This window comes from Azoarcus sp. DD4 (assembly GCF_006496635.1).
Lineage (GTDB): Bacteria > Pseudomonadota > Gammaproteobacteria > Burkholderiales > Rhodocyclaceae > Azoarcus.
The window spans coordinates 1,159,015-1,177,772 of record NZ_CP022958.1; the positions used below are offsets into that span (position 1 = coordinate 1,159,015).

Annotated in this window: 18 protein-coding genes; 16 read left to right on the forward strand and 2 right to left on the reverse strand. The window is 64.8% G+C overall.

Translation table 11 applies throughout. The features are described from left to right. The first annotated feature begins 4 nt into the window (after window positions 1-4). Window positions 5-1,321, forward strand: coding sequence for a tRNA lysidine(34) synthetase TilS (gene tilS / locus CJ010_RS05535; protein ID WP_141020583.1), 1,317 nt, complete (start codon window positions 5-7; stop codon window positions 1,319-1,321). On the opposite strand, the gene CJ010_RS05540 is transcribed toward tilS, so the two are convergent. Together CJ010_RS05540 and CJ010_RS05545 are read right to left on the reverse strand one after the other, a co-directional pair. Further along, window positions 1,322-1,927 carry a response regulator transcription factor gene (locus CJ010_RS05540; RefSeq protein ID WP_141017116.1) on the reverse strand — a complete coding sequence of 202 codons (606 nt, stop codon included), beginning with the start codon at window positions 1,925-1,927 and terminating at the stop codon, window positions 1,322-1,324. It abuts the gene before it with no gap. Further along, window positions 1,924-3,912, reverse strand: coding sequence for a PAS domain S-box protein (locus tag CJ010_RS05545; protein ID WP_205754903.1), 1,989 nt, complete (start codon window positions 3,910-3,912; stop codon window positions 1,924-1,926). The genes CJ010_RS05540 and CJ010_RS05545 overlap by 4 nt, the downstream gene beginning before the upstream one ends. A 226-nt stretch (window positions 3,913-4,138) precedes the next feature. On the opposite strand from CJ010_RS05545, the gene CJ010_RS05550 reads away from it, so the two are divergent. The 15 genes from CJ010_RS05550 (at window position 4,139) to hflX (ending at window position 18,744) form a co-directional block, all read left to right on the forward strand. Further along, window positions 4,139-5,143: a TRAP transporter substrate-binding protein gene (locus tag CJ010_RS05550; protein ID WP_141017117.1), complete on the forward strand. Its 1,005-nt coding sequence runs from the start codon at window positions 4,139-4,141 to the stop codon at window positions 5,141-5,143. Window positions 5,144-5,216: 73 nt separating this feature from the next. Further along, the gene (locus tag CJ010_RS05555) at window positions 5,217-5,921 is read left to right on the forward strand and encodes a TRAP transporter small permease (RefSeq protein ID WP_141017118.1); all 705 of its coding nucleotides are present in this window, start codon (window positions 5,217-5,219) and stop codon (window positions 5,919-5,921) included. Continuing rightward, window positions 5,918-7,201: a TRAP transporter large permease gene (locus CJ010_RS05560; RefSeq protein ID WP_141017119.1), complete on the forward strand. Its 1,284-nt coding sequence runs from the start codon at window positions 5,918-5,920 to the stop codon at window positions 7,199-7,201. The genes CJ010_RS05555 and CJ010_RS05560 overlap by 4 nt, the downstream gene beginning before the upstream one ends. A 141-nt stretch (window positions 7,202-7,342) precedes the next feature. Beyond that, complete coding sequence (locus CJ010_RS05565) at window positions 7,343-7,990, forward strand: DedA family protein (RefSeq protein WP_141017120.1); 648 nt, start codon at window positions 7,343-7,345, stop codon at window positions 7,988-7,990. A gap of 86 nt (window positions 7,991-8,076) precedes the next feature. Next, window positions 8,077-8,502, forward strand: coding sequence for a nucleoside-diphosphate kinase (gene ndk / locus CJ010_RS05570; protein WP_110523343.1), 426 nt, complete (start codon window positions 8,077-8,079; stop codon window positions 8,500-8,502). Window positions 8,503-8,589: 87 nt separating this feature from the next. Further along, a complete protein-coding gene (gene rlmN, locus CJ010_RS05575) occupies window positions 8,590-9,720 on the forward strand; it encodes a 23S rRNA (adenine(2503)-C(2))-methyltransferase RlmN (RefSeq protein ID WP_141017121.1) in 1,131 nt (376 codons plus the stop codon). Continuing rightward, the gene (pilW, locus tag CJ010_RS05580; RefSeq protein WP_141017122.1) at window positions 9,717-10,514 is read left to right on the forward strand and encodes a type IV pilus biogenesis/stability protein PilW; all 798 of its coding nucleotides are present in this window, start codon (window positions 9,717-9,719) and stop codon (window positions 10,512-10,514) included. Before rlmN ends, pilW begins: the two co-directional genes overlap by 4 nt. Next, window positions 10,511-11,458 (forward strand): RodZ domain-containing protein, encoded by a 948-nt coding sequence (locus CJ010_RS05585; protein WP_240794509.1) that lies wholly within the window; start codon window positions 10,511-10,513, stop codon window positions 11,456-11,458. The genes pilW and CJ010_RS05585 overlap by 4 nt, the downstream gene beginning before the upstream one ends. Before the next feature lies 1 nt (window position 11,459). Further along, on the forward strand, window positions 11,460-12,707 hold the full coding sequence (gene ispG, locus CJ010_RS05590) for a flavodoxin-dependent (E)-4-hydroxy-3-methylbut-2-enyl-diphosphate synthase (protein WP_141017123.1): 1,248 nt from the start codon (window positions 11,460-11,462) through the stop codon (window positions 12,705-12,707). Window positions 12,708-12,745: 38 nt separating this feature from the next. Further along, on the forward strand, window positions 12,746-14,047 hold the full coding sequence (gene hisS / locus CJ010_RS05595; RefSeq protein WP_141017124.1) for a histidine--tRNA ligase: 1,302 nt from the start codon (window positions 12,746-12,748) through the stop codon (window positions 14,045-14,047). After that, entirely contained in the window at window positions 14,034-14,678 is a 645-nt protein-coding gene (locus CJ010_RS05600; RefSeq protein ID WP_141017125.1) for a tetratricopeptide repeat protein, read from the forward strand. The genes hisS and CJ010_RS05600 overlap by 14 nt, the downstream gene beginning before the upstream one ends. Before the next feature lie 3 nt (window positions 14,679-14,681). Then, window positions 14,682-15,824 (forward strand): outer membrane protein assembly factor BamB, encoded by a 1,143-nt coding sequence (gene bamB / locus CJ010_RS05605; protein ID WP_141017126.1) that lies wholly within the window; start codon window positions 14,682-14,684, stop codon window positions 15,822-15,824. A 15-nt stretch (window positions 15,825-15,839) separates the two neighbouring features. Further along, window positions 15,840-17,168: a ribosome biogenesis GTPase Der gene (gene der / locus CJ010_RS05610; protein WP_141017127.1), complete on the forward strand. Its 1,329-nt coding sequence runs from the start codon at window positions 15,840-15,842 to the stop codon at window positions 17,166-17,168. 106 nt (window positions 17,169-17,274) lie between these two features. Further along, window positions 17,275-17,517, forward strand: a complete 243-nt coding sequence (gene hfq, locus CJ010_RS05615; protein ID WP_011764666.1) for an RNA chaperone Hfq — start codon at window positions 17,275-17,277, stop codon at window positions 17,515-17,517. An 84-nt stretch (window positions 17,518-17,601) separates the two neighbouring features. Then, complete coding sequence (hflX, locus tag CJ010_RS05620) at window positions 17,602-18,744, forward strand: ribosome rescue GTPase HflX (RefSeq protein WP_141017128.1); 1,143 nt, start codon at window positions 17,602-17,604, stop codon at window positions 18,742-18,744. The last annotated feature ends 14 nt before the right edge of the window (window positions 18,745-18,758 follow it).

Below are 18,758 nucleotides of genomic sequence, written 5' to 3' on the forward strand. Positions count from 1 at the left end.
CGTGATGGAATCCACGCTCGCCGGACCGGTTGCCGCGGTGCTGTCTGCTGCGGGGATCGGTCCGGCGAATCATTTGTGCTGCGCACTGTCGGGCGGCGTGGATTCCGTCGTGATGTTCGACCTGCTGGCGGAGCTCCGGGCGTGCTTCGGGTATTCGCTGAGCGCGGCACATGTTCATCATGGACTCAGCCCGAACGCGGACGACTGGGCGGACTTCTGCACCGGGCTGTGCGCTGCACGCGGGGTGCCCGTATCCGTCCTGAGGGTCGACGTCCCGCGCGACGACGATGCAGGGCTCGAGGCGGCAGCGCGGCGTGTGCGCCATGCCGCGTTGCGGGCGCAGGCCTGCGACTGGCTGGTGTTCGGTCATCATCAGGACGACCAGGCAGAAACCCTGCTGTTCCGGCTGCTGCGCGGTACCGGTTTGCACGGTGCGGCTGCGATGGCGGCGGTCGAGCCGCCGCAGGCGGCCGTGCCTGGCAAGTTGCGACCGCTGCTAGGACTTCGTCGCGCCGAGATCCTCCGGCATGCCCGCGCGCGGGGTTTGTGCTGGGTCGAGGACGAGAGCAACGCCGACTGCCGTTTTTCCCGTAACGCCTTGCGTCATCAGGTGCTGCCGGCGATCGAGCGCAGCTTCGGTGCTGCGGTACCGGCCTTGGCGCGGGCGGCAGGGCATTTCCGTGAGGCGAGCGATCTGCTGGATGTACTCGCCGGAATCGACGAAAAGGAATGTGGCGGTGCGATGCTGGATCGTGAGCGCCTGCGTGCCCTGTCGCCGGCGCGTATTGCCAACCTGCTGCGCTGGCAGGTGCGGCGTCTCGGGGCGGCGATGCCTTCGCAAGCGCGGCTGGGCGAGGCGCTGCGTCAGCTCGGGACGGTCGACGCCCGTCATCCGCTCTACCTGCCGTTGGGTGAGGTCGCCTGCTGCGCCTACCGCGGGCGGGTGTGGCTGGAGCAGGCCGAGCACGCGCCGCCGACGAGTTGCGTGTGGCGGGGCGAGCCGCAACTGCCTTGGGGGGCGGGCATGATCGGATTCAGGCCGGCGCGCGGTGAGGGGCTGGCGCGGGGGCGGCTCGATGCGGCCGCCTCGCTGAGCCTGCAGGCGCCCCGGCCCGGCTTGCGCCTGCGGCTCGACGCGCGCCGGCCGAATAGAAGCTTCAAGAACCTGTGCCAGGAGGCCGGCATCCCGACATGGATGCGGCCGCGCCTGCCGGTGCTGGAAGTCGACGGCGCGACCGCCTGGATAGGCGGGATCGGCGTGGCAGCCGAGTTTCGCTGCGGGCCGGACGAGCCTGGTGTGGTGCCGGACTGGCAGCCGTAATCAGTTGCGCAGGGTGGTGAGCATCTGCGCCAGTTCGACCGCTGAGCGTACCTCCATCTTGTCGAAAACGCGTGAGCGGTGGGCTTCGACCGTACGCATGGAGATCGCGAGCTCGTCGGCGATCACTTTGTTGAACTTGCCTTCCAGGATCAGCTCCATCACCTCGCGCTCGCGGGCGGTGAGGGTTGCCAGCCGCGCGGCAACGGTTTCGCGGTCGGCAACCGCGCGCTGCTGTTCGGCGTCGTGCGCGATCGCCTTCTCGACCAGATCAACCAGATCGTTGTCGTTGAAGGGCTTTTCGATGAAGTGGTAGGCACCCTTCTTCAGGGCGGCGACGGCCATCGGTACGTCGCCGTGGCCCGTGATGAAGATCACCGGCAGCTGGCAGCCGCGTTCCAGCAGCGCATCGAAGCATTCCAGCCCGCTCATGCCGTCCATGCGGATGTCGAGCACGATGCAGCCACGCCAGTCGGGTTGCCAGGCTGCCAGAAAGGCTTCGCCGCTTGCCCAGGCCCGGGCCGGCACCGTCCGCGTCTTGAACAACCATTGCAGCGCGTCGCGGATGGCTTCGTCGTCGTCAATGATGTGGGCGCAGGCCTGTGTCATGTAGGGTCTACCGGGAGCGTGAGGGTGAAGATGGTACCGCCGTCGGGGGCCGGTTCAAAACCCAGACGGCCGTGATGCAGTTCGGCGATCGAGCGGCAGATATTCAGGCCCATGCCCATGCCCTCCTGTTTGGTCGTGAAGAAGGGCTGGAACAGGTGGCGTGCGGTGTCGGCGTCGATACCGCTGCCGTGGTCGGAGACGCGCACCGTCACCACGTTGCCGCCGCTGCGGGTGGAGATGCGTACGGTGCGCAGCGCGTCGGGCGTGTCGCGCATCGCGTCCATGCCGTTGCGCACCAGATTGACGATGATCTGCTCGATCATCACCGCGTCGGCGTGCACCGGCGGGAGATCGGTGGCGAGATCTGCGACCAGATGGGTGCGGCGCTTGCGCGCGTCGGCCTCTATCAGTCCAAGCGCCTCGCGGATCACGGCGTTGAGGTCTATGGCCTCGCGTCGCGGCTCGGAGCGGCGCACGAAGTCGTGCACCCGGCGGATGATCTCGCCGGCGCGGCGTGCCTGGCGACCGATCTTATCGTGGATGTCGCGCAGTTCGCCGCGGTCGAGCTGGTCCGCCTCGAGCCGGTTGATGCATCCGCTGTTGTAGCTGGCGATCGCGGCGAGCGGCTGGTTGAGTTCATGCGCGAGCGTGGACGCCATCTCGCCCATGGTCACCAGGCGTGAGGTGGCCTGCAGGCGTTCCTCCTGCTGCAGGGCGAGCTCACGGGCGCGCTTCTGTTCGGTGATGTCGAGGACTGAGCCCATCCAGCCGGTGTGGCGGCCGTGGGCATCGATCAGCGGCGCCTCGAACACCAAGGTATCCAGGCGCTCGCCGTTCTTGCGCCGCAGGCGGACCTCGACGCCGTCCGGTGACGTGCCGCCGGCCATGATCTGCTCGTGCAGTGCCTGGGTTTCTGCGATGTGATCCGGATCCCAGTAGGGCATGGGCGGCTTGCGCCCGAGCAGCTCCTCGGTTGAGAAACCGGTCATTCGGCAAAAGGCGGAATTGACGTAGGTGAGCCGGCCCTCGAGGTCGCGTGCGCGCAGACCGGTGATCAGCGAATCCTCCATGGCGCGGCGGTAGGCGGACTCTTCGCGCAGGGCCTGCTCGGCCGTCTGGCGGGCGGCGAGCTGGCGGCGCAGTTGCCAGACGCTCCACACGATGATGGTGCCCAGCAGCACGATGGATGCGGACAGCAGCACCGGCATCCAGCGCGTCTCGCCCTTGTAGGGCGTGATCTGCATCGTCAGGCCATGGCCGGGCGGATCGAAGGCCATGGTGTAGCCGTGGGTGGCTTCCAGCGGTGCGACCTTGGACTTGGCCGCGATTTCACGGCCATCGGGGTCGAGCACTGCGACGCGGTAGCGCTCGGAGAACCACCAGGGCAGTTCGCGCACGACCAGGTCGGACAGGGAATAGACCCCCACGATCACGCCGAGGAAGCCTTCATCCGACCAAGCCGGCACGTGCACCTCGAAGTGGGTCTTGTCGCCGAGCACCGGGTAGGCGGGGCCGTACACGGGCCGACCGACCGCGCGCGCGAGGCGGAAGACGTCGCCGGAGGGAACCGCACCGGCGCTTTCGCCGACCAGGTGTTCGTCGGACTGCGGCGGCATGGCGCCGCGCACGCGGCCTTCGTGGTCCAGCCAGATCATCCGCACCAGGCCGCGATCCTGGCTGAGCAAGTGGCGCAGCTGGGCTTCGGTCTGCGGGGCGAGACGGCCGTTCCGCAACAGTTCGGGCGCGATCTGCTGCAATTGCGCTTCGTTGCGATCGAGCTGGAAACGCAGGTTCTGCTCCATCCAAAGCGCGTCGGTGATGAGCGTGGTCTGTTGCTCTTCCTTGTCGTACTCGCGCGTCAGCCAGACGAGCGTGGCGATGGCTCCGAGAAAGAGCGCCAGTGTCAGGAAGGGCAGACGTGCCACCCAGCGTGTACGCCAGCTGCTGGTCGGACGGGGCTGTGGGCTAGGGTTGGAGGTGGGCATGCTGTCCCTGCGGTGATGCGACCTGGAGTGCCGGGATTAGGCGCTTGCGATCTTTGGCCGGCAAGCCTCGTTGCGGTATTCCACAATAGATGCAGTGATCGGCGGGACTCGATACTTGGCGAATGCCCCGGTCGCTGTGTGCAGCTGGGGGATCCGGACGGCGGAAAAATGCCGTCGTCAGGTAATAAGCAATCAATGCGAGATTCTTCATCTGGAGGAGAGATCAATGAAAATCCGTGCACTGCTGCTCGGCCTCGTCGCCGCAGGTCTGACCGCAACCGCCACTGCAGCCGACCCCATCGTCATCAAGTTCAGCCACGTCGTTGCCCAGGATACGCCCAAGGGCAAGGCGGCCGACAAGTTCAAGGAACTCGCCGAGAAATACACCTCCGGCGCGGTCAAGGTCGAAGTCTACCCCAACAGCACGCTGTACAAGGACAAGGAAGAAATGGAGGCGCTGCAGCTCGGCGCCGTGCAGATGCTCGCCCCGTCGCTGGCCAAGTTCGGCCCGCTCGGCGTGCGCGAGTTCGAAGTTTTCGACCTGCCCTTCATCTTCGACAACTACGAAGACCTGCACAAGGTGACCTACGGCGCTGTGGGCCAGCAGCTGTTCTCCAAGCTCGAACCCAAGGGTATTCGCGGCCTGGCCTACTGGGACAACGGCTTCAAGTCCTTCTCCGCCAATACGCCGATCAAGAAGCCGGACGATCTCAAGGGCAAGAAGATGCGCATCCAGTCCTCCAAGGTGCTGGAAGAGCAGATGCGCGAGCTGAAGTCGCTGCCGCAGGTAATGGCCTTCTCCGAGGTCTACCAGGCGCTGCAGACAGGGGTGGTCGATGGCACCGAGAACCCGATCTCGAACCTCTACACCCAGAAGATGCACGAGGTGCAGAAGCACCTGACGCTGACCGAACATGGCTACCTCGGCTACGCGGTCATCACCAACAAGAAGTTCTGGGACGGTCTGCCGGCCAACGTGCGTACCTCGCTCGAGAAGGCGATGAAGGAGTCGACCGAGTACGCCAATAAGATCGCCAAGGAAGAGAACGACCTGTCGCTGGATTTGGTGAAGAAGTCCGGCAAGACCGAGGTCACCCAGCTGAGCGCGGACGAGCGTCTCGCCTTCAAGAAGGCGCTGGTGCCGGTACACAAGAAGATGGAGTCGCGTATCGGCGCCGAGCTGATCCAGTCCATCTACAAGGAAACCGGTTTCGACCCGGCCAAGCTGTAATCACCCGCTATTCATACAACGCCCGCCAGCCGATCGCGCGCTTGCGGGCGTTTTTTGTGACGGGAGACCTCACATGCTGAAAATTCTCGACCATATTGAGGAGTGGCTCATCACCTTCCTCATGGGTGCGGCGACCACGATCATCTTTCTCTCGGTCGTGCATCGTTACGGTTCAGGTTGGGCCATTCCGGGTGTTCAGGACTGGCTGCTGTCGCTGAACATGGGCTGGGCGCAGGAGCTGACCATCATCATGTTCGTGTGGATGGCGAAGTTCGGTGCAGCCTACGGTGTGCGTACCGGCATCCACGTTGGTGTCGATGTGCTGATCAACCGTCTGTCCGAGAGCAATCGTTCCAAATTCATCGTGATCGGCCTTGGCGCGGGTGCGCTGTTCACCGGTATCGTTGGCACGCTCGGTGCGACCTTCGTGCTGGAGAACGGGGCTCATTACCAGATACTCACCTGGCTGGGCATGGACGTCGGCGAACTCTACGAGGGGCCGACCACGCCCGACCTCGAATGGCCGACCTGGGTCGTGTACTCCGCGATTCCGTTGGGCTCCTACCTGATGTGCTTCCGCTTCCTGCAGGTGATGGTCGGCTTCATCAAGACCGGTGAGTTGCCGCACCATGATCACGGTCATGTCGACGGCATCGACGAGGAGCACCTGCCGACCGATGTCAATTATCTGGACATGGGCGACAACCTGCATCCGCACGACCTGAAGCACAAACAGATCGGCGAAGGTCGCGATGGCGACCAGGGAGGCAAGAAATGAGTGCCGCAATCATCTTCGTCTTGCTGCTCGTCCTCATGCTGACGGGCATGCCGATCTCCATCTCGCTCGGCCTCACGGTGTTGACCTTCCTCTTCACCATGACACAGGTGCCGATCGAGTCGGTCGCGTTGAAGCTGTTCACCGGCATCGAGAAGTTCGAGATCATGGCGATCCCGTTCTTCATCCTCGCCGGCAACTTCCTCACCCACGGTGGCGTGGCGCGGCGGATGATCAACTTCGCCACGGCCATGGTCGGTCACTGGCATGGTGGTCTCGGTCTAGGCGGCGTGCTTGCCTGCGCGCTGTTCGCTGCGGTGTCCGGGTCGAGTCCGGCGACCGTGGTGGCGATCGGTGCCATTCTACTGCCGGCGATGGTGAAGCAAGGCTTTCCGAACAAGTTCGGCGCCGGCGTCATCACCACCTCGGGAGCGCTCGGCATCCTGATCCCGCCTTCCATCGTGATGGTCATGTACTCCGTGTCCACCAACACCTCGGTGGGTGCGCTGTTCATGGCGGGCGTGATTCCGGGCCTGCTGCTGGCGGCTTTCCTCGGCTTTGTCACCTGGAACCGTGCGCGCCGCTTCAGCTACCCGCGCATGCCGAAGGCGACCTGGGCGCAGCGCGCGAAGGCCTTCAAGGATTCGGCCTGGGGCTTGTTCCTGATCGTGGTGGTGATGGGTGGTATCTACACCGGCATCTTCACCCCGACCGAGGCGGCAGCGATGAGTGCGGCCTACGCCTTCTTCGTGGCGGTGTTCGTCTACAAGGATCTGAGCATGAAGGATGTGCCCAGGGTCCTGCTGAACTCCGCCAACATGAGCGCGATGCTGCTCTACATCATCACCAATGCTGTGCTGTTCTCCTTCCTGCTGACGCACGAGAACATTCCGCAGCAGATGGCCGACTTCATGATCGGCACCGGTGTCGGCGTAATCGGCTTCCTGATCATGGCCAACATCCTGATGCTGATCGCCGGCAACTTCATGGAGCCGTCGTCCATCGTGCTGATCCTGGCGCCGATCCTGTTCCCGATCGCGATCAAACTCGGTATCGATCCGGTGCATTTCGGCATCATCATGGTGGTGAACATGGAGGTCGGCATGTGTCACCCGCCGGTCGGTCTCAATCTCTATGTGGCGTCCGGCATCACCAAGATGGGCATTACCGAGCTGACGGTGGCGGTGTGGCCGTGGCTGCTGTCCATGCTGGTGTTCCTGGTGCTCGTGACCTACGTGCCGGCGATCTCGCTGTGGCTGCCCAGAACGCTGGGCATGATGTAGCGCGGTGTTGAAGTCCTGGCGTTAAGAAAGCCCGGCCTAGAGCCGGGCTTTTTTCGTTCCGGGTGTTTCGCGGTGTATCGCGCGGCTGTCGATGCTGGCCTGCTCGGGTAAGATCACACCAAATTCTCCTTCAGGCGTTCCATGGAAATCCTCGCCTCCTTCATCGATCTCTTTCTCCACCTCGACCGCCATCTCGCCGAGTTGCTGGCCGACTATGGCAACTGGATCTACGCCATCCTGTTCCTGATCGTGTTCTGCGAAACGGGCCTGGTGGTGATGCCCTTCCTGCCGGGCGATTCGCTGCTGTTCATGGCAGGGGCGCTGGCGGCGGGCGGCGGCATGGATCCGGCGGTATTGATCGCGTCGCTCTTCGTTGCCGCGGTATTGGGCGATTCGCTCAATTACGCGATCGGGCGGCGTTTCGGCAACAGGATCTCGCAGTGGCCGGACAGCCGCTTCTTCAACCGCAAGGCCCTGGAGCGCACTCACGCGTTCTACGAACGGCACGGCGGCAAGACCGTCGTGATCGCCCGCTTCATGCCCATCATCCGCACCTTCGCGCCCTTCGTCGCCGGCATGGCCGAGATGGACTATCGCCGCTTCCTCAGCTTCAACGTACTCGGCGGCGCCCTCTGGGTCGGGCCGCTGGTCATGGCGGGCTACTGGTTCGGCAACCTGCCGGTGGTGAAGAACAACCTTTCGGTGGTGATCATCGGCATCATCGTGCTGTCGCTGATGCCACTGGTGATTGGCTGGCTGCGCCAGCAAAGCGGCCGGGCCAGCGCCTGAGGCGCGGCCTGTTACAGGCTGTCGCCGAGGTGTAGCGTAAACCTGCTAAAATTCCGCGTTTTGTCAAACACCCTCGGAGTTTTTCCATGGCCATCGAACGCACCCTCTCCATCATCAAGCCCGACGCCGTCGCCAAGAACGTGATCGGTCAGATCTATTCCCGCTTCGAAGCTGCTGGCCTGAAGATCATCGCTGCCAAGATGGTGCACCTGTCCGAGCAGGAAGCCGGCCAGTTCTACGCCGTGCACAAGGAACGTCCCTTCTTCAAGGATCTGGTGTCCTTCATGACCTCCGGCCCGGTCATGATCCAGGCGCTGGAAGGCGAGAACGCCATTGCCAAGAACCGCGAGCTGATGGGCGCCACCGACCCGAAGAAGGCCGACAAGGGCACGATTCGCGCCGACTTCGCCGATTCCATCGACGCCAACGCGGTGCACGGCTCCGATGCGCCGGAAACCGCCGCCGTGGAAGTGGCCTTCTTCTTCCCGGGCATGAACGTTTATTCCCGCTGAGCGGTCCATCCTGACGGCCCGTCGCGCCCGCTTCGCGGTAGTTTCACTGCGAAACGCGCGGGCGGGCCGTTTGCGTTGGAGGCAAACATGAATATCCCGGTCAATCTGCTTGATTTCGATGTCGACGGTCTCGTCGCCTGGTTCGCCGGGCTGGGCGAGAAACCCTTTCGCGCCCGCCAGGTGATGCGCTGGATGCATCGCGAAGGCTGCAGCGATTTCGACCAGATGACGGACGTGGCCAAGTCGTTGCGCGCGAAGCTCAAGGACATCGCGGTGATCCGCCCGCCGGTGCCGGTGCGCGATTCGGTGTCGAGTGACGGCACGCGCAAGTGGCTGCTCGATGTCGGCAATGCCAATGCGGTCGAGACGGTGTTCATCCCCGAGACCAACCGCGGCACGCTGTGCATTTCCTCGCAGGCCGGCTGTGCGCTCGATTGCGCTTTCTGTTCCACCGGCAAGCAGGGTTTCAACCGCAACCTTACTGCGGGCGAGATCATCGGCCAGCTGTGGCTGGCGAACAACCTGCTGGGCGCTGCGCGCGATGCGGCAGCGGATCTCGAAGCAGATGAAAAGGACAACGGCCGCATCATCAGCAACGTGGTGATGATGGGCATGGGCGAGCCGCTGGCCAATTTCGACAACGTCGTCACCGCACTGCGGCTGATGCTGGACGATCACGCCTACGGCTTGTCGCGCCGGCGGGTCACGGTGTCGACCTCGGGTATCGTGCCGGCGATCGATCGCCTACGCGACGAGTGTCCGGTGGCGCTGGCGGTGTCGCTGCATGCATCGAACGACGCGTTGCGCGACCGGCTGGTGCCGATCAACCAGAAATATCCGTTGCGCGAACTCATGGCAGCCTGCCAGCGCTACCTCGATCGTGCGCCGCGGGATTTCATCACTTTCGAGTACGTGATGCTGGACGGGGTGAACGACCAGGATGTGCATGCACGTGAGTTGGTCGCGCTGGTGCGCGACGTACCGTGCAAATTCAACCTGATCCCCTTCAACCCCTTCCCGAACTCCGGTTTTCTGCGCTCTCCGGCGGATCGCATCCGCCGCTTTGCAGGTATCCTGATTGACGCTGGCATCGTCACCACCACGCGCAAGACGCGCGGCGACGATGTCGACGCCGCCTGCGGTCAGCTGGCGGGGCAGGTTCAGGACAAGACCCGGCGCACGGTGCGCCTCAAGCAGTCGATGGAGATTCGTTCATGATGCGTAGACTTGCGCCCCTGGCGTTGATGCTGATGGCCCTGCTCGGCGGTTGTGTGACGCCGATGCCGTCAGGGTCGGGCGCGGGCGCCAGCCGGCCGTGGTCGGAACTGCCGCCGGCAAATGCGGCGGAAGGACGCGCCAAGGTGCATGTGGATCTCGGCGTCGCCTATTTCGACGTCGGGCGCAACGATGTCGCACTCGACGAGGCGGGCATCGCGCTGAACGACAGCCCCGGATATCCGCCGGCCTATCACCTGCGCGCGCTGGTTTACATGGCGATCGACGATGTCGCTGCGGCTCGCGAGAACTTCGAGCAGGCGCTGTCGCGGGCGCCGGGGGATCCCGATTTCAACAACAGTTATGGCTGGTTCCTCTGCACGCAGGGCCGCGAGCAGGAAGGGATAGAGCGGCTCGCCGCTGCCGCGCGCAATCCCTACTATCGCTACGCGACGCGGCCTTACACCAATGCCGGACTCTGCCATCTGCGGCTGAAGCAGGATGGCGCGGCCGAGGTCCAGTTCACGCATGCCCTCCAGGCCGATCCTCAAAACGGTGAAGCCTTGTATCAGCTGGCGGCCATCGCCTATCGCAAGGGCAATTTCGAGGGCGCGCGCAGTCAGCTGATCCGGCTGCATCAGCTCCGTGGCCCATCCCCGGCTTCGGCCTGGCTGGGGCTGCGTGCCGAGCGCCGCCTGGGCAATCGCGACGGCGAGGCGAGCTACGCAGCGCAGTTGCGCAGCCGCTTCGCCAGTTCGCCGGAATATCAGTTGATGTCGCAAGGGAAGTACGAGTGAGCAACACCGAACAGATCGCCGTGTCTGCCGATGTGGTGGCCGGTGCAGCGATGTCGCCGGGCGACCGCCTGCGGGCGGCGCGCGAGGCGCGGGGCGAGTCGCAGTCCGATGTCGCGCAGACGCTCAAGCTGTCGATGCGTCAGGTCGAGGCGCTGGAGCGGGGCGACTACGATGCGCTGCCCGGGCCTGCCTTCGTGCGTGGCTTCATGCGCAACTACGCCCGCCACCTGGGCATCGATCCCGCGCCCTTGCTCGCAGCACTGAACGAGGGGGCTGTGGCGGCGCAGGTGGAGCTCGCACCGGTCTCCAACGCCGACGGTGACATGCCGTCGGGAGGCGGGCACGGCCGCAATGCTTCCGGTCCGGCCGCGATCGTCGCGGTGTTCCTGCTTCTTGCTGTTCTCGCGGGTTGGTATTTCGACTGGTTCCAGACCGAACCGCCGGCAAGCCTTACGGGCGATACGCAAAGCGAGCCGGAGATGCCGCCACGTGGCGACGTTGCCGTTGAGCCCATCGTGGTCGCACCGCCCGCTCCCGCCCCTACCGACGCCGTGGCGCCGACTCCGGGCATGGCTGTGCCGCAGCCGATAGTCGAGTCGCAGGCGCTCAGCCCGTCGGCGCCGCCCCCTGCGGCTGTGCCGCAGGTGCCGCAACCGGCAGCCGCACCAGCCACCGACGGAGCAGCACAGGCCGTACCCGACTCTGAGTCGCCGCAGTTGACGTTCCGCTTTGCCGGCGAGTCCTGGGTCGAGGTCCGTGATGCTGCCGGTACCGTGGTTTATTCGGGCCTCGGTTCCGCCGGCAGTTCGCGCAACGTGCAGGGCCGTCCGCCTTTTGCACTGGTGGTTGGCAATGCCAAGGATGTCCGCCTCGAACTCAATGGCCGCGAGATCGACCTTCAGTCGCATACGCGTGGGACTGTGGCGCGCTTGAAGGTGCAATGACATGATCCAGAGTCTTCCGTCCTTTGGTCCGCGGGGTCGGCGACCGACGCGTCAGGTGCGCATCGGCCGCGTCCTTGTCGGATCGGACGCACCCGTCGTGGTGCAGTCCATGACCAACACCGACACCGCCGACGTGCTCGGCACCGCCATGCAGGTCGCCGAGTTGGCGCGTGCGGGCTCCGAGCTGGTTCGCATCACGGTGAACAACGAAGCGGCCGCCAAGGCCGTGCCCCATATCCGTGACCGCCTGCTGGCGCTCAACATGGACGTGCCGCTGGTCGGCGACTTCCACTACAACGGCCACAGGCTGCTGATGGACAACCCTGCGTGCGCCGAGGCGCTCGCCAAGCTGCGCATCAATCCGGGCAACGTCGGGGCCGGCACCAAGCGCGATCCTCAGTTCGCTGCCATCGTCGAGATGGCCTGCAAGTACGACAAGCCGGTGCGCATCGGCGTCAACTGGGGCAGCCTGGACCAGTCGGTGCTCGCCCGCATCATGGACGAGAACGCGAACCGCGCCGAGCCGCGCGATGCCGGCGCCGTAATGCGCGAGGCGCTGGTAGTGTCGGCGCTGGAGTCGGCGGCCAAGGCGGAAGAGTATGGCCTGTCCGGCGATCGCATCATCCTGTCGGCCAAGGTGTCGAGCGTGCAGGATCTCATCGCGGTTTATCGCGACATGGCGACGCGTTGCGACTACCCGCTGCATCTCGGTCTGACCGAGGCGGGCATGGGCAGCAAGGGCATCGTCGCCTCGACCGCGGCGCTGTCGGTGCTGTTGCAGGAGGGTATCGGCGATACCATCCGCATCTCGCTGACGCCCGAGCCGAACGGCAGTCGTACGCAGGAAGTGGTGGTCGCACAGGAGATCCTGCAGACCATGGGCTTGCGCGCGTTCACGCCGATGGTGACGGCCTGCCCGGGTTGCGGGCGCACCACCAGCACCTTCTTCCAGGAGCTTGCCTCCGGCATCCAGGGCTATGTGCGCGAGCAGATGCCGTCGTGGCGCGAACAATACGACGGCGTCGAGAACATGACGCTGGCGGTGATGGGCTGTGTGGTTAACGGGCCGGGCGAGAGCAAGCATGCCAACATCGGCATCTCGCTGCCCGGCACCGGCGAGAGCCCGGCCGCGCCCGTGTTCGTCGACGGCGAGAAGACGGTGACCCTGCGCGGTGACAACATCGCCGCGGAATTCAAAGCCATCGTAGACAACTACGTGGCCACCAAGTACCCGAGAAAGCCGGGCTGAGGCCCGCAACACCGAAACCGGATAAACCGAACATACCGATGAGTCAGACGCTGCAGGCCGTGCGCGGGATGAACGACATCCTGCCCGACGAGGCCGAAATCTGGGAGCACTTCGAAGACATTGTCCGCGACTGGCTGAAGAGCTACGGATACCGTCCGATCCGCATGCCCATCGTGGAGCCGACGCCGCTGTTCAAGCGTGCGATCGGTGAAGTCACCGACATCGTCGAGAAGGAGATGTACTCCTTCGAGGACGCGCTCAACGGCGAGAACCTGACGCTGCGGCCGGAAGGTACGGCGTCCTGCGTGCGCGCGGCGATCCAGCACAATCTGGTGACCGGGCAGGGGCCTCAGCGGCTCTACTACCATGGCCCGATGTTCCGCCACGAGCGTCCGCAGAAAGGCCGTTACCGCCAGTTCCACCAGATCGGCGTCGAGGCGCTGGGCTTTGCCGGCCCCGACATCGATGCGGAGCACATCATGATGTGCGCGCGCTTGTGGGACGACCTCGGCCTCGAGGATGTGAGCCTCGAGCTCAATTCGCTCGGTTCGGCCGAGGAACGTGGTCAGCACCGTGCGGCCTTGATCGCCTACCTGGAGCAGCACCAGGACAAGCTCGACGATGACGGCAAGCGTCGCCTTTATACCAATCCCTTGCGCATTCTGGATACGAAGAACCCGGAATTGCAGGCAGTGGTCGAAGCTGCACCCAAGCTCGCGGAATACCTCGGCGACGAGAGCCGCGCGCATTTCGCGGCGGTGCAGGTCTTCCTGAAAGATGCAGGTATTCCCTACCGCATCAATCACCGGCTGGTCCGCGGTCTCGACTACTACAACCGTACGGTGTTCGAGTGGGTCACGACCCGTCTGGGCGCGCAGGGAACAGTCTGCGCCGGTGGGCGTTACGACGGGCTGGTTTCGCAGCTCGGCGGCAAGCCCCAGCCGGCGGCCGGTTTCGCGATGGGGGTCGAACGGCTGCTTGCCCTGTGGCGTGAAAGTGGCGGCGAGGCCGAGCGCATGGTGCCGGACGTGTATCTGGTGCACCTCGGCGATGCCGCGCAGCGCCTGGCTTTCCGCGCGGCGGAGGCCCTGCGCGGCCACGGGTTTGCCGCTGTCCTGCATTGCGGTGGTGGCAGTTTCAAGTCACAGATGAAAAAGGCCGACGGTAGCGGCGCGCCGGTTGCCGTGGTGATCGGCGACGATGAGGCCGCCGTCGGTGAAGTCGGAATCAAGCCCCTGCGCGGCCCCGGCGGTCAGCAGCGGGTGAGTCTGGAGCTGTTGCCGGAAGCGGTGGGCGCACTCCTGTATGCAGACGATGAGGGTGACAATGGCGGTGTATGACCTGGAAGAGCAGGAGCAGATCTCCGAGCTCAAGGCGTGGTGGGCGCAGTACGGCAAGTTCGTTACGGCGATTGCGGTGGCTGTCGCGGTCGCCTCGGTCGGCTGGCAGGGATGGCGCTGGTATCAGGCCCGTCAGGCGGCCGACGCCGGCGCGCTGTACTTCGCGGTACAGCAGGCCGCTGCCCAGCAGGACGCGCAGAAGACGCGCGATCTTGCTGGCAGGCTCATCGACCAGTACGGTGGAACTGCGTATGCCCAGCTGGGGGCGCTGGTGTCGGCCGGCGTGCAGTTCGGTAAGGATGATCTCGACAATGCCCGTGCGCCCCTGGAGTGGGCTGCGGAGAAGGGCGGCGATGCCGCGTTGCGCGACATTGCGCGTCTGAGGCTGGCTGCCGTGCTGCTGCAACAGGGCGCGTTCGACCAGGCGCTCGCGCGCTTGCAGCCCGATCCCGACAAAGCCCATCTCGCCCGGTTTGCAGACCTGCGCGGCGACGTGCTCGCTGCCCAGGGCAAGCCTGCCGAGGCGCGCGTTGCCTATCAGGCTGCGCTCGATGCCCTCACCGCTGCGGGCGAGGAGGCATCGACCTTGCGCGAAGTGGTCCGTGTCAAACTTGAATCGCTGGAAGGTTGATCGATGAAATTGTGCTCCCTGCGTCTCTTGCCGCTGATCGCCGCGATCGCCCTGTCGTCGGGCTGCTCGTCGCTCAATCCTTTTGCCAGCAGTGCGCCAAAACCGGCAAAGCTTGTCGATGTCCAGACTTCGGCGGACCTGCGCGCTGCCTGGAGCGTCGATATCGGTGATTCCGGCGCTTACGTGTTCTACCCGGCGGTGGCCGGTGGCAGCGTCTATGCGGCAAGCTACAAGGGCAAGGTCGCCCGGATCGAAGGCGGGCGCGAGGTCTGGCGTGCCGACGCCGACGCGAAGCTGTCGGCCGGCGTCGGCAGCGACGGCAAGCTGGCCGTGGTGGTGACGGTCGCCGGCGTGGTGATCGCCTATGACGCCGCCACCGGCAGCGAGCGCTGGCGTTCGCCGGTGGGTGCCGAGGTGCTGGCGGCGCCGGCGGTGAACGACGACCTGGTCGTCGTGCGGGCGTCCGATCAGCGTCTGATCGCGCTCAGTGCCAAGGATGGCAGTCGCCGCTGGGTGTACCAGCGCAGCAATCCGCCGCTTGCCCTGCGCAGCTTTTCCGGCGTTGTGGTCGAAGGTGGCGTCGCTCTGGCGGGATTTCCCGGGGGCAAGCTGGTCGCTGTGAATCTGACCAATGGCGGCGCCCTGTGGGAGCTGACCGTCGCCCTGCCGCGTGGTTCGACCGAGCTCGAACGGGTGGCCGATGTCGCCGGCGTGCCGGTGGTCGGGCGGCGCGAGGTTTGCGCGGTAACGTACCAGGGACGGGCGGCCTGCTTCGACGCGAGCAATGGCAATGCGTTGTGGGCGCGCGATTTTTCCAGCAGCGTGGGCATGGATCGCGACACCCGCTTCGCCGTGATTACGGACGACAAGGACGCGGTCCAGGCGCTCGACGTCTACAGCGGGGCGAGCGTGTGGAAACAGGATGCGCTGGCGCGCCGTGCCGTTTCGCGTCCGCTGATCGTGGGTGATTACGTCGCAGTTGGCGATCTGGAAGGTTACGTGCATCTGCTGCGTCGCGAGGATGGTGCCTTCGCCGCCCGTGCGCGTGCCGACAGCAGCGCGATCACGGCGGACCTGCGTGCCCATGGCCGCGGTTTCGTGGTGCAGACGCGGTCCGGCGACGTGGTCGCCTATGAAGTGCGTTAAGGCGGATCTGCAGACGTGAAACCCACCATCGTTCTCGTCGGACGCCCCAATGTGGGCAAGTCGACGCTGTTCAACCGACTGACCAAGACACGTGATGCCCTGGTGGCCGACCAGCCGGGTTTGACCCGCGATCGCCACTACGGCGTCGGCCGCGTCGGCGAGCGCGATTACCTGGTGGTCGATACCGCCGGTTTCGACCCGGTGGCCAAGGACGGCATCATGCACGAGATGGCGCGGCAGGCCGAGCAGGCCATTGCCGAGGCCGACGTGCTGCTGTTCCTGGTTGATGGCCGTGCCGGTCGCACGCCGCATGACGAGCAGATTGCCGCCCACCTGCGCCGTGCGGGCCGCCCGGTCGTAGTGGTGGTCAACAAGGCTGAAGGGCTGGACCGCGCGATCGTTGCGTCCGATTTCCACGCGCTCGGGCTTGGTGCCCCGCTGCCTGTCTCGGCAGCCCATGGCGATGGGATCAAGGCCCTGGTCGAACTCGTCCTCGCTCCCTTTCCGTCCGATGACGAGGCGGAAGCGGGGCCGGACAGCGGCCCGCGCGTGGCGATCGTCGGTCGTCCCAATGTCGGCAAGTCCACCTTGGTGAATACCCTGCTCGGCGAAGAGCGGGTGATTGCCTTCGACATGCCGGGCACGACCCGCGACGCGATCGCGATCCCGTTCGAGCGCGGCGGCAAGCAGTACACGCTTATCGACACCGCAGGTTTGCGGCGGCGCGGCAAGGTTTTCGAAGCGGTCGAGAAATTTTCGGTGATCAAGACCCTGCAGGCGATCCAGGAGGCTAACGTGGTTGTCCTGGTGCTCGACGCGGCGCAGGACATCTCCGACCAGGATGCGCATATTGCCGGTTTCGTGCTCGATACCGGCCGTGCCCTGGTGGTGGCGATCAACAAGTGGGATGCGGTGGACGACTACCGGCGCGATCGCCTGAAGGAAGACATGGCACGCAAGCTCGCCTTTCTGTCCTTCGCCCGCTTCCATCAGATTTCGGCCTTGCGTGCCGAGGGTATCGCCGGTCTGCTGAAATCGGTGGATGCAGCCTATGCCGCGGCGATGTCCAATCTGTCGACGCCGCGCCTGACTCGGACCATGCAGGCGGCGGTCGCCAAACAGGCGCCACCGCGTCACGGCAGTGCTCGTCCCAAACTGCGCTATGCGCACCAAGGCGGCATGAACCCGCCGGTCATCGTCATCCACGGCAACGCACTCGACAATATCCCGAACTCCTACGTGCGCTTCCTCGAGCGGACCTTCATGGAAGCGTTCAAGTTGCAGGGGACGCCCTTGCGGATCCAGTTCCGGACCGCGCACAATCCCTACGCGACGAAAGCCTGATTGTCCAGGACCCTTTCCACACCAAGGCTGGATTGCGCGCCGTCGATGTGGCGGTGCAGCATGAAATCCTATACATTCATAAAAACACAACTATAGAGGTTCAACGATGAGCAACAAGGGCCAACTTTTACAAGACCCGTTTCTCAATACCCTGCGCCGCGAGCACGTGCCGGTGTCGATCTACCTGGTAAACGGCATCAAGCTGCAAGGCCAGATCGAATCCTTCGACCAGTACGTTGTGCTGCTGAAGAACACCGTCACCCAGATGGTGTACAAGCACGCGATTTCCACTGTCGTGCCCGCCCGTCCGGTCACGATCCAGCAGCAGGACGGCGAGGGCGGCAACTGAGCCTTCTCCCGGCGAGTGGCCGCCGCCTGAAGTCCGCCTCGTCCGTCAGATCGGCGCCCGGGTGCGCCGCCGGCCCTTTCTCTCATGTTTGAACGTCCCGCGACGGGCGAGCGCGCCGTTCTCGTCCAACTCGACCTCGGTCAGGGGGCGATCGAAGAGCGCCTTTCTGAGCTCGAACTCCTGGCGTCCAGTGCGGGCGCCAGCGTCGAGGCGGTGGTGCGCGGGCGGCGCAATGCGCCGGATCCGGCGTTGTTTGCCGGGCGCGGCAAGGTCGACGAGATCGGCGAGGTCTTGCGCGCTCACGATGCCGACCTCGTGATCTTCAATCACGCCCTGTCGCCAGCGCAGCAGCGCAACCTCGAGCGGGCGCTGTCCTGCCGCGTGATCGACCGCACTGCGCTGATCCTCGACATCTTCGCGCTGCGCGCGCGCAGTCATGAAGGCAAACTGCAGGTCGAACTGGCGCAGCTCGACCATCTGTCGACCCGCCTGGTGCGCGGCTGGACTCACCTTGAGCGGCAGAAGGGCGGCATTGGCCTGCGCGGTCCGGGTGAAACCCAGCTCGAGACTGACCGGCGCCTGCTGGGTAATCGGGTCAAGCTGCTCAAGTCCCGTCTCGCCCAGATCGAAAAGCAGCGCCGCGTACGGCGCCGGGCGCGCGAACGTCGGGATGTCCTGTCGGTGTCGCTGGTCGGGTACACGAACGCGGGCAAGTCGACCTTGTTCAACGCGCTTACCAAGGCCGGTGCCTATGCAGCCGACCAACTTTTCGCGACTCTGGATACCACTTCGCGACGACTTTTCGTTGGTGGCGGGAACGTTGTGCTGTCCGACACGGTCGGATTCATCCGCGATTTGCCGCATGCCTTGGTGGCTGCGTTCGAGGCGACGCTGGAGGAGACCGCGCATGCCGACGTGCTGCTGCATGTGGTGGACTCGGCAAGCGAAGACAGGGATGCGCAGATCGAAGCGGTAAACCGAGTGCTGGAGGAAATCGGTGCGGCCGATGTCCCCCAGATCCTGGTGTGGAACAAGATCGACCTCACCCATGCCGCTCCGGCGGTCGAGCGGGGCGACTGTGATAGAATCAGGCGCGTTTTTTTGAGCGCCAGGACGGGCGAAGGGCTTGCTCTGCTTCGCGATGCGCTCGCCGAGCTGGCCCGGCGCGACATGCAAGGCGACTCGTCGGATGCTCCGGATCGAGTCGACAACCTACCCATTCAATAGTGATAACAGGCATT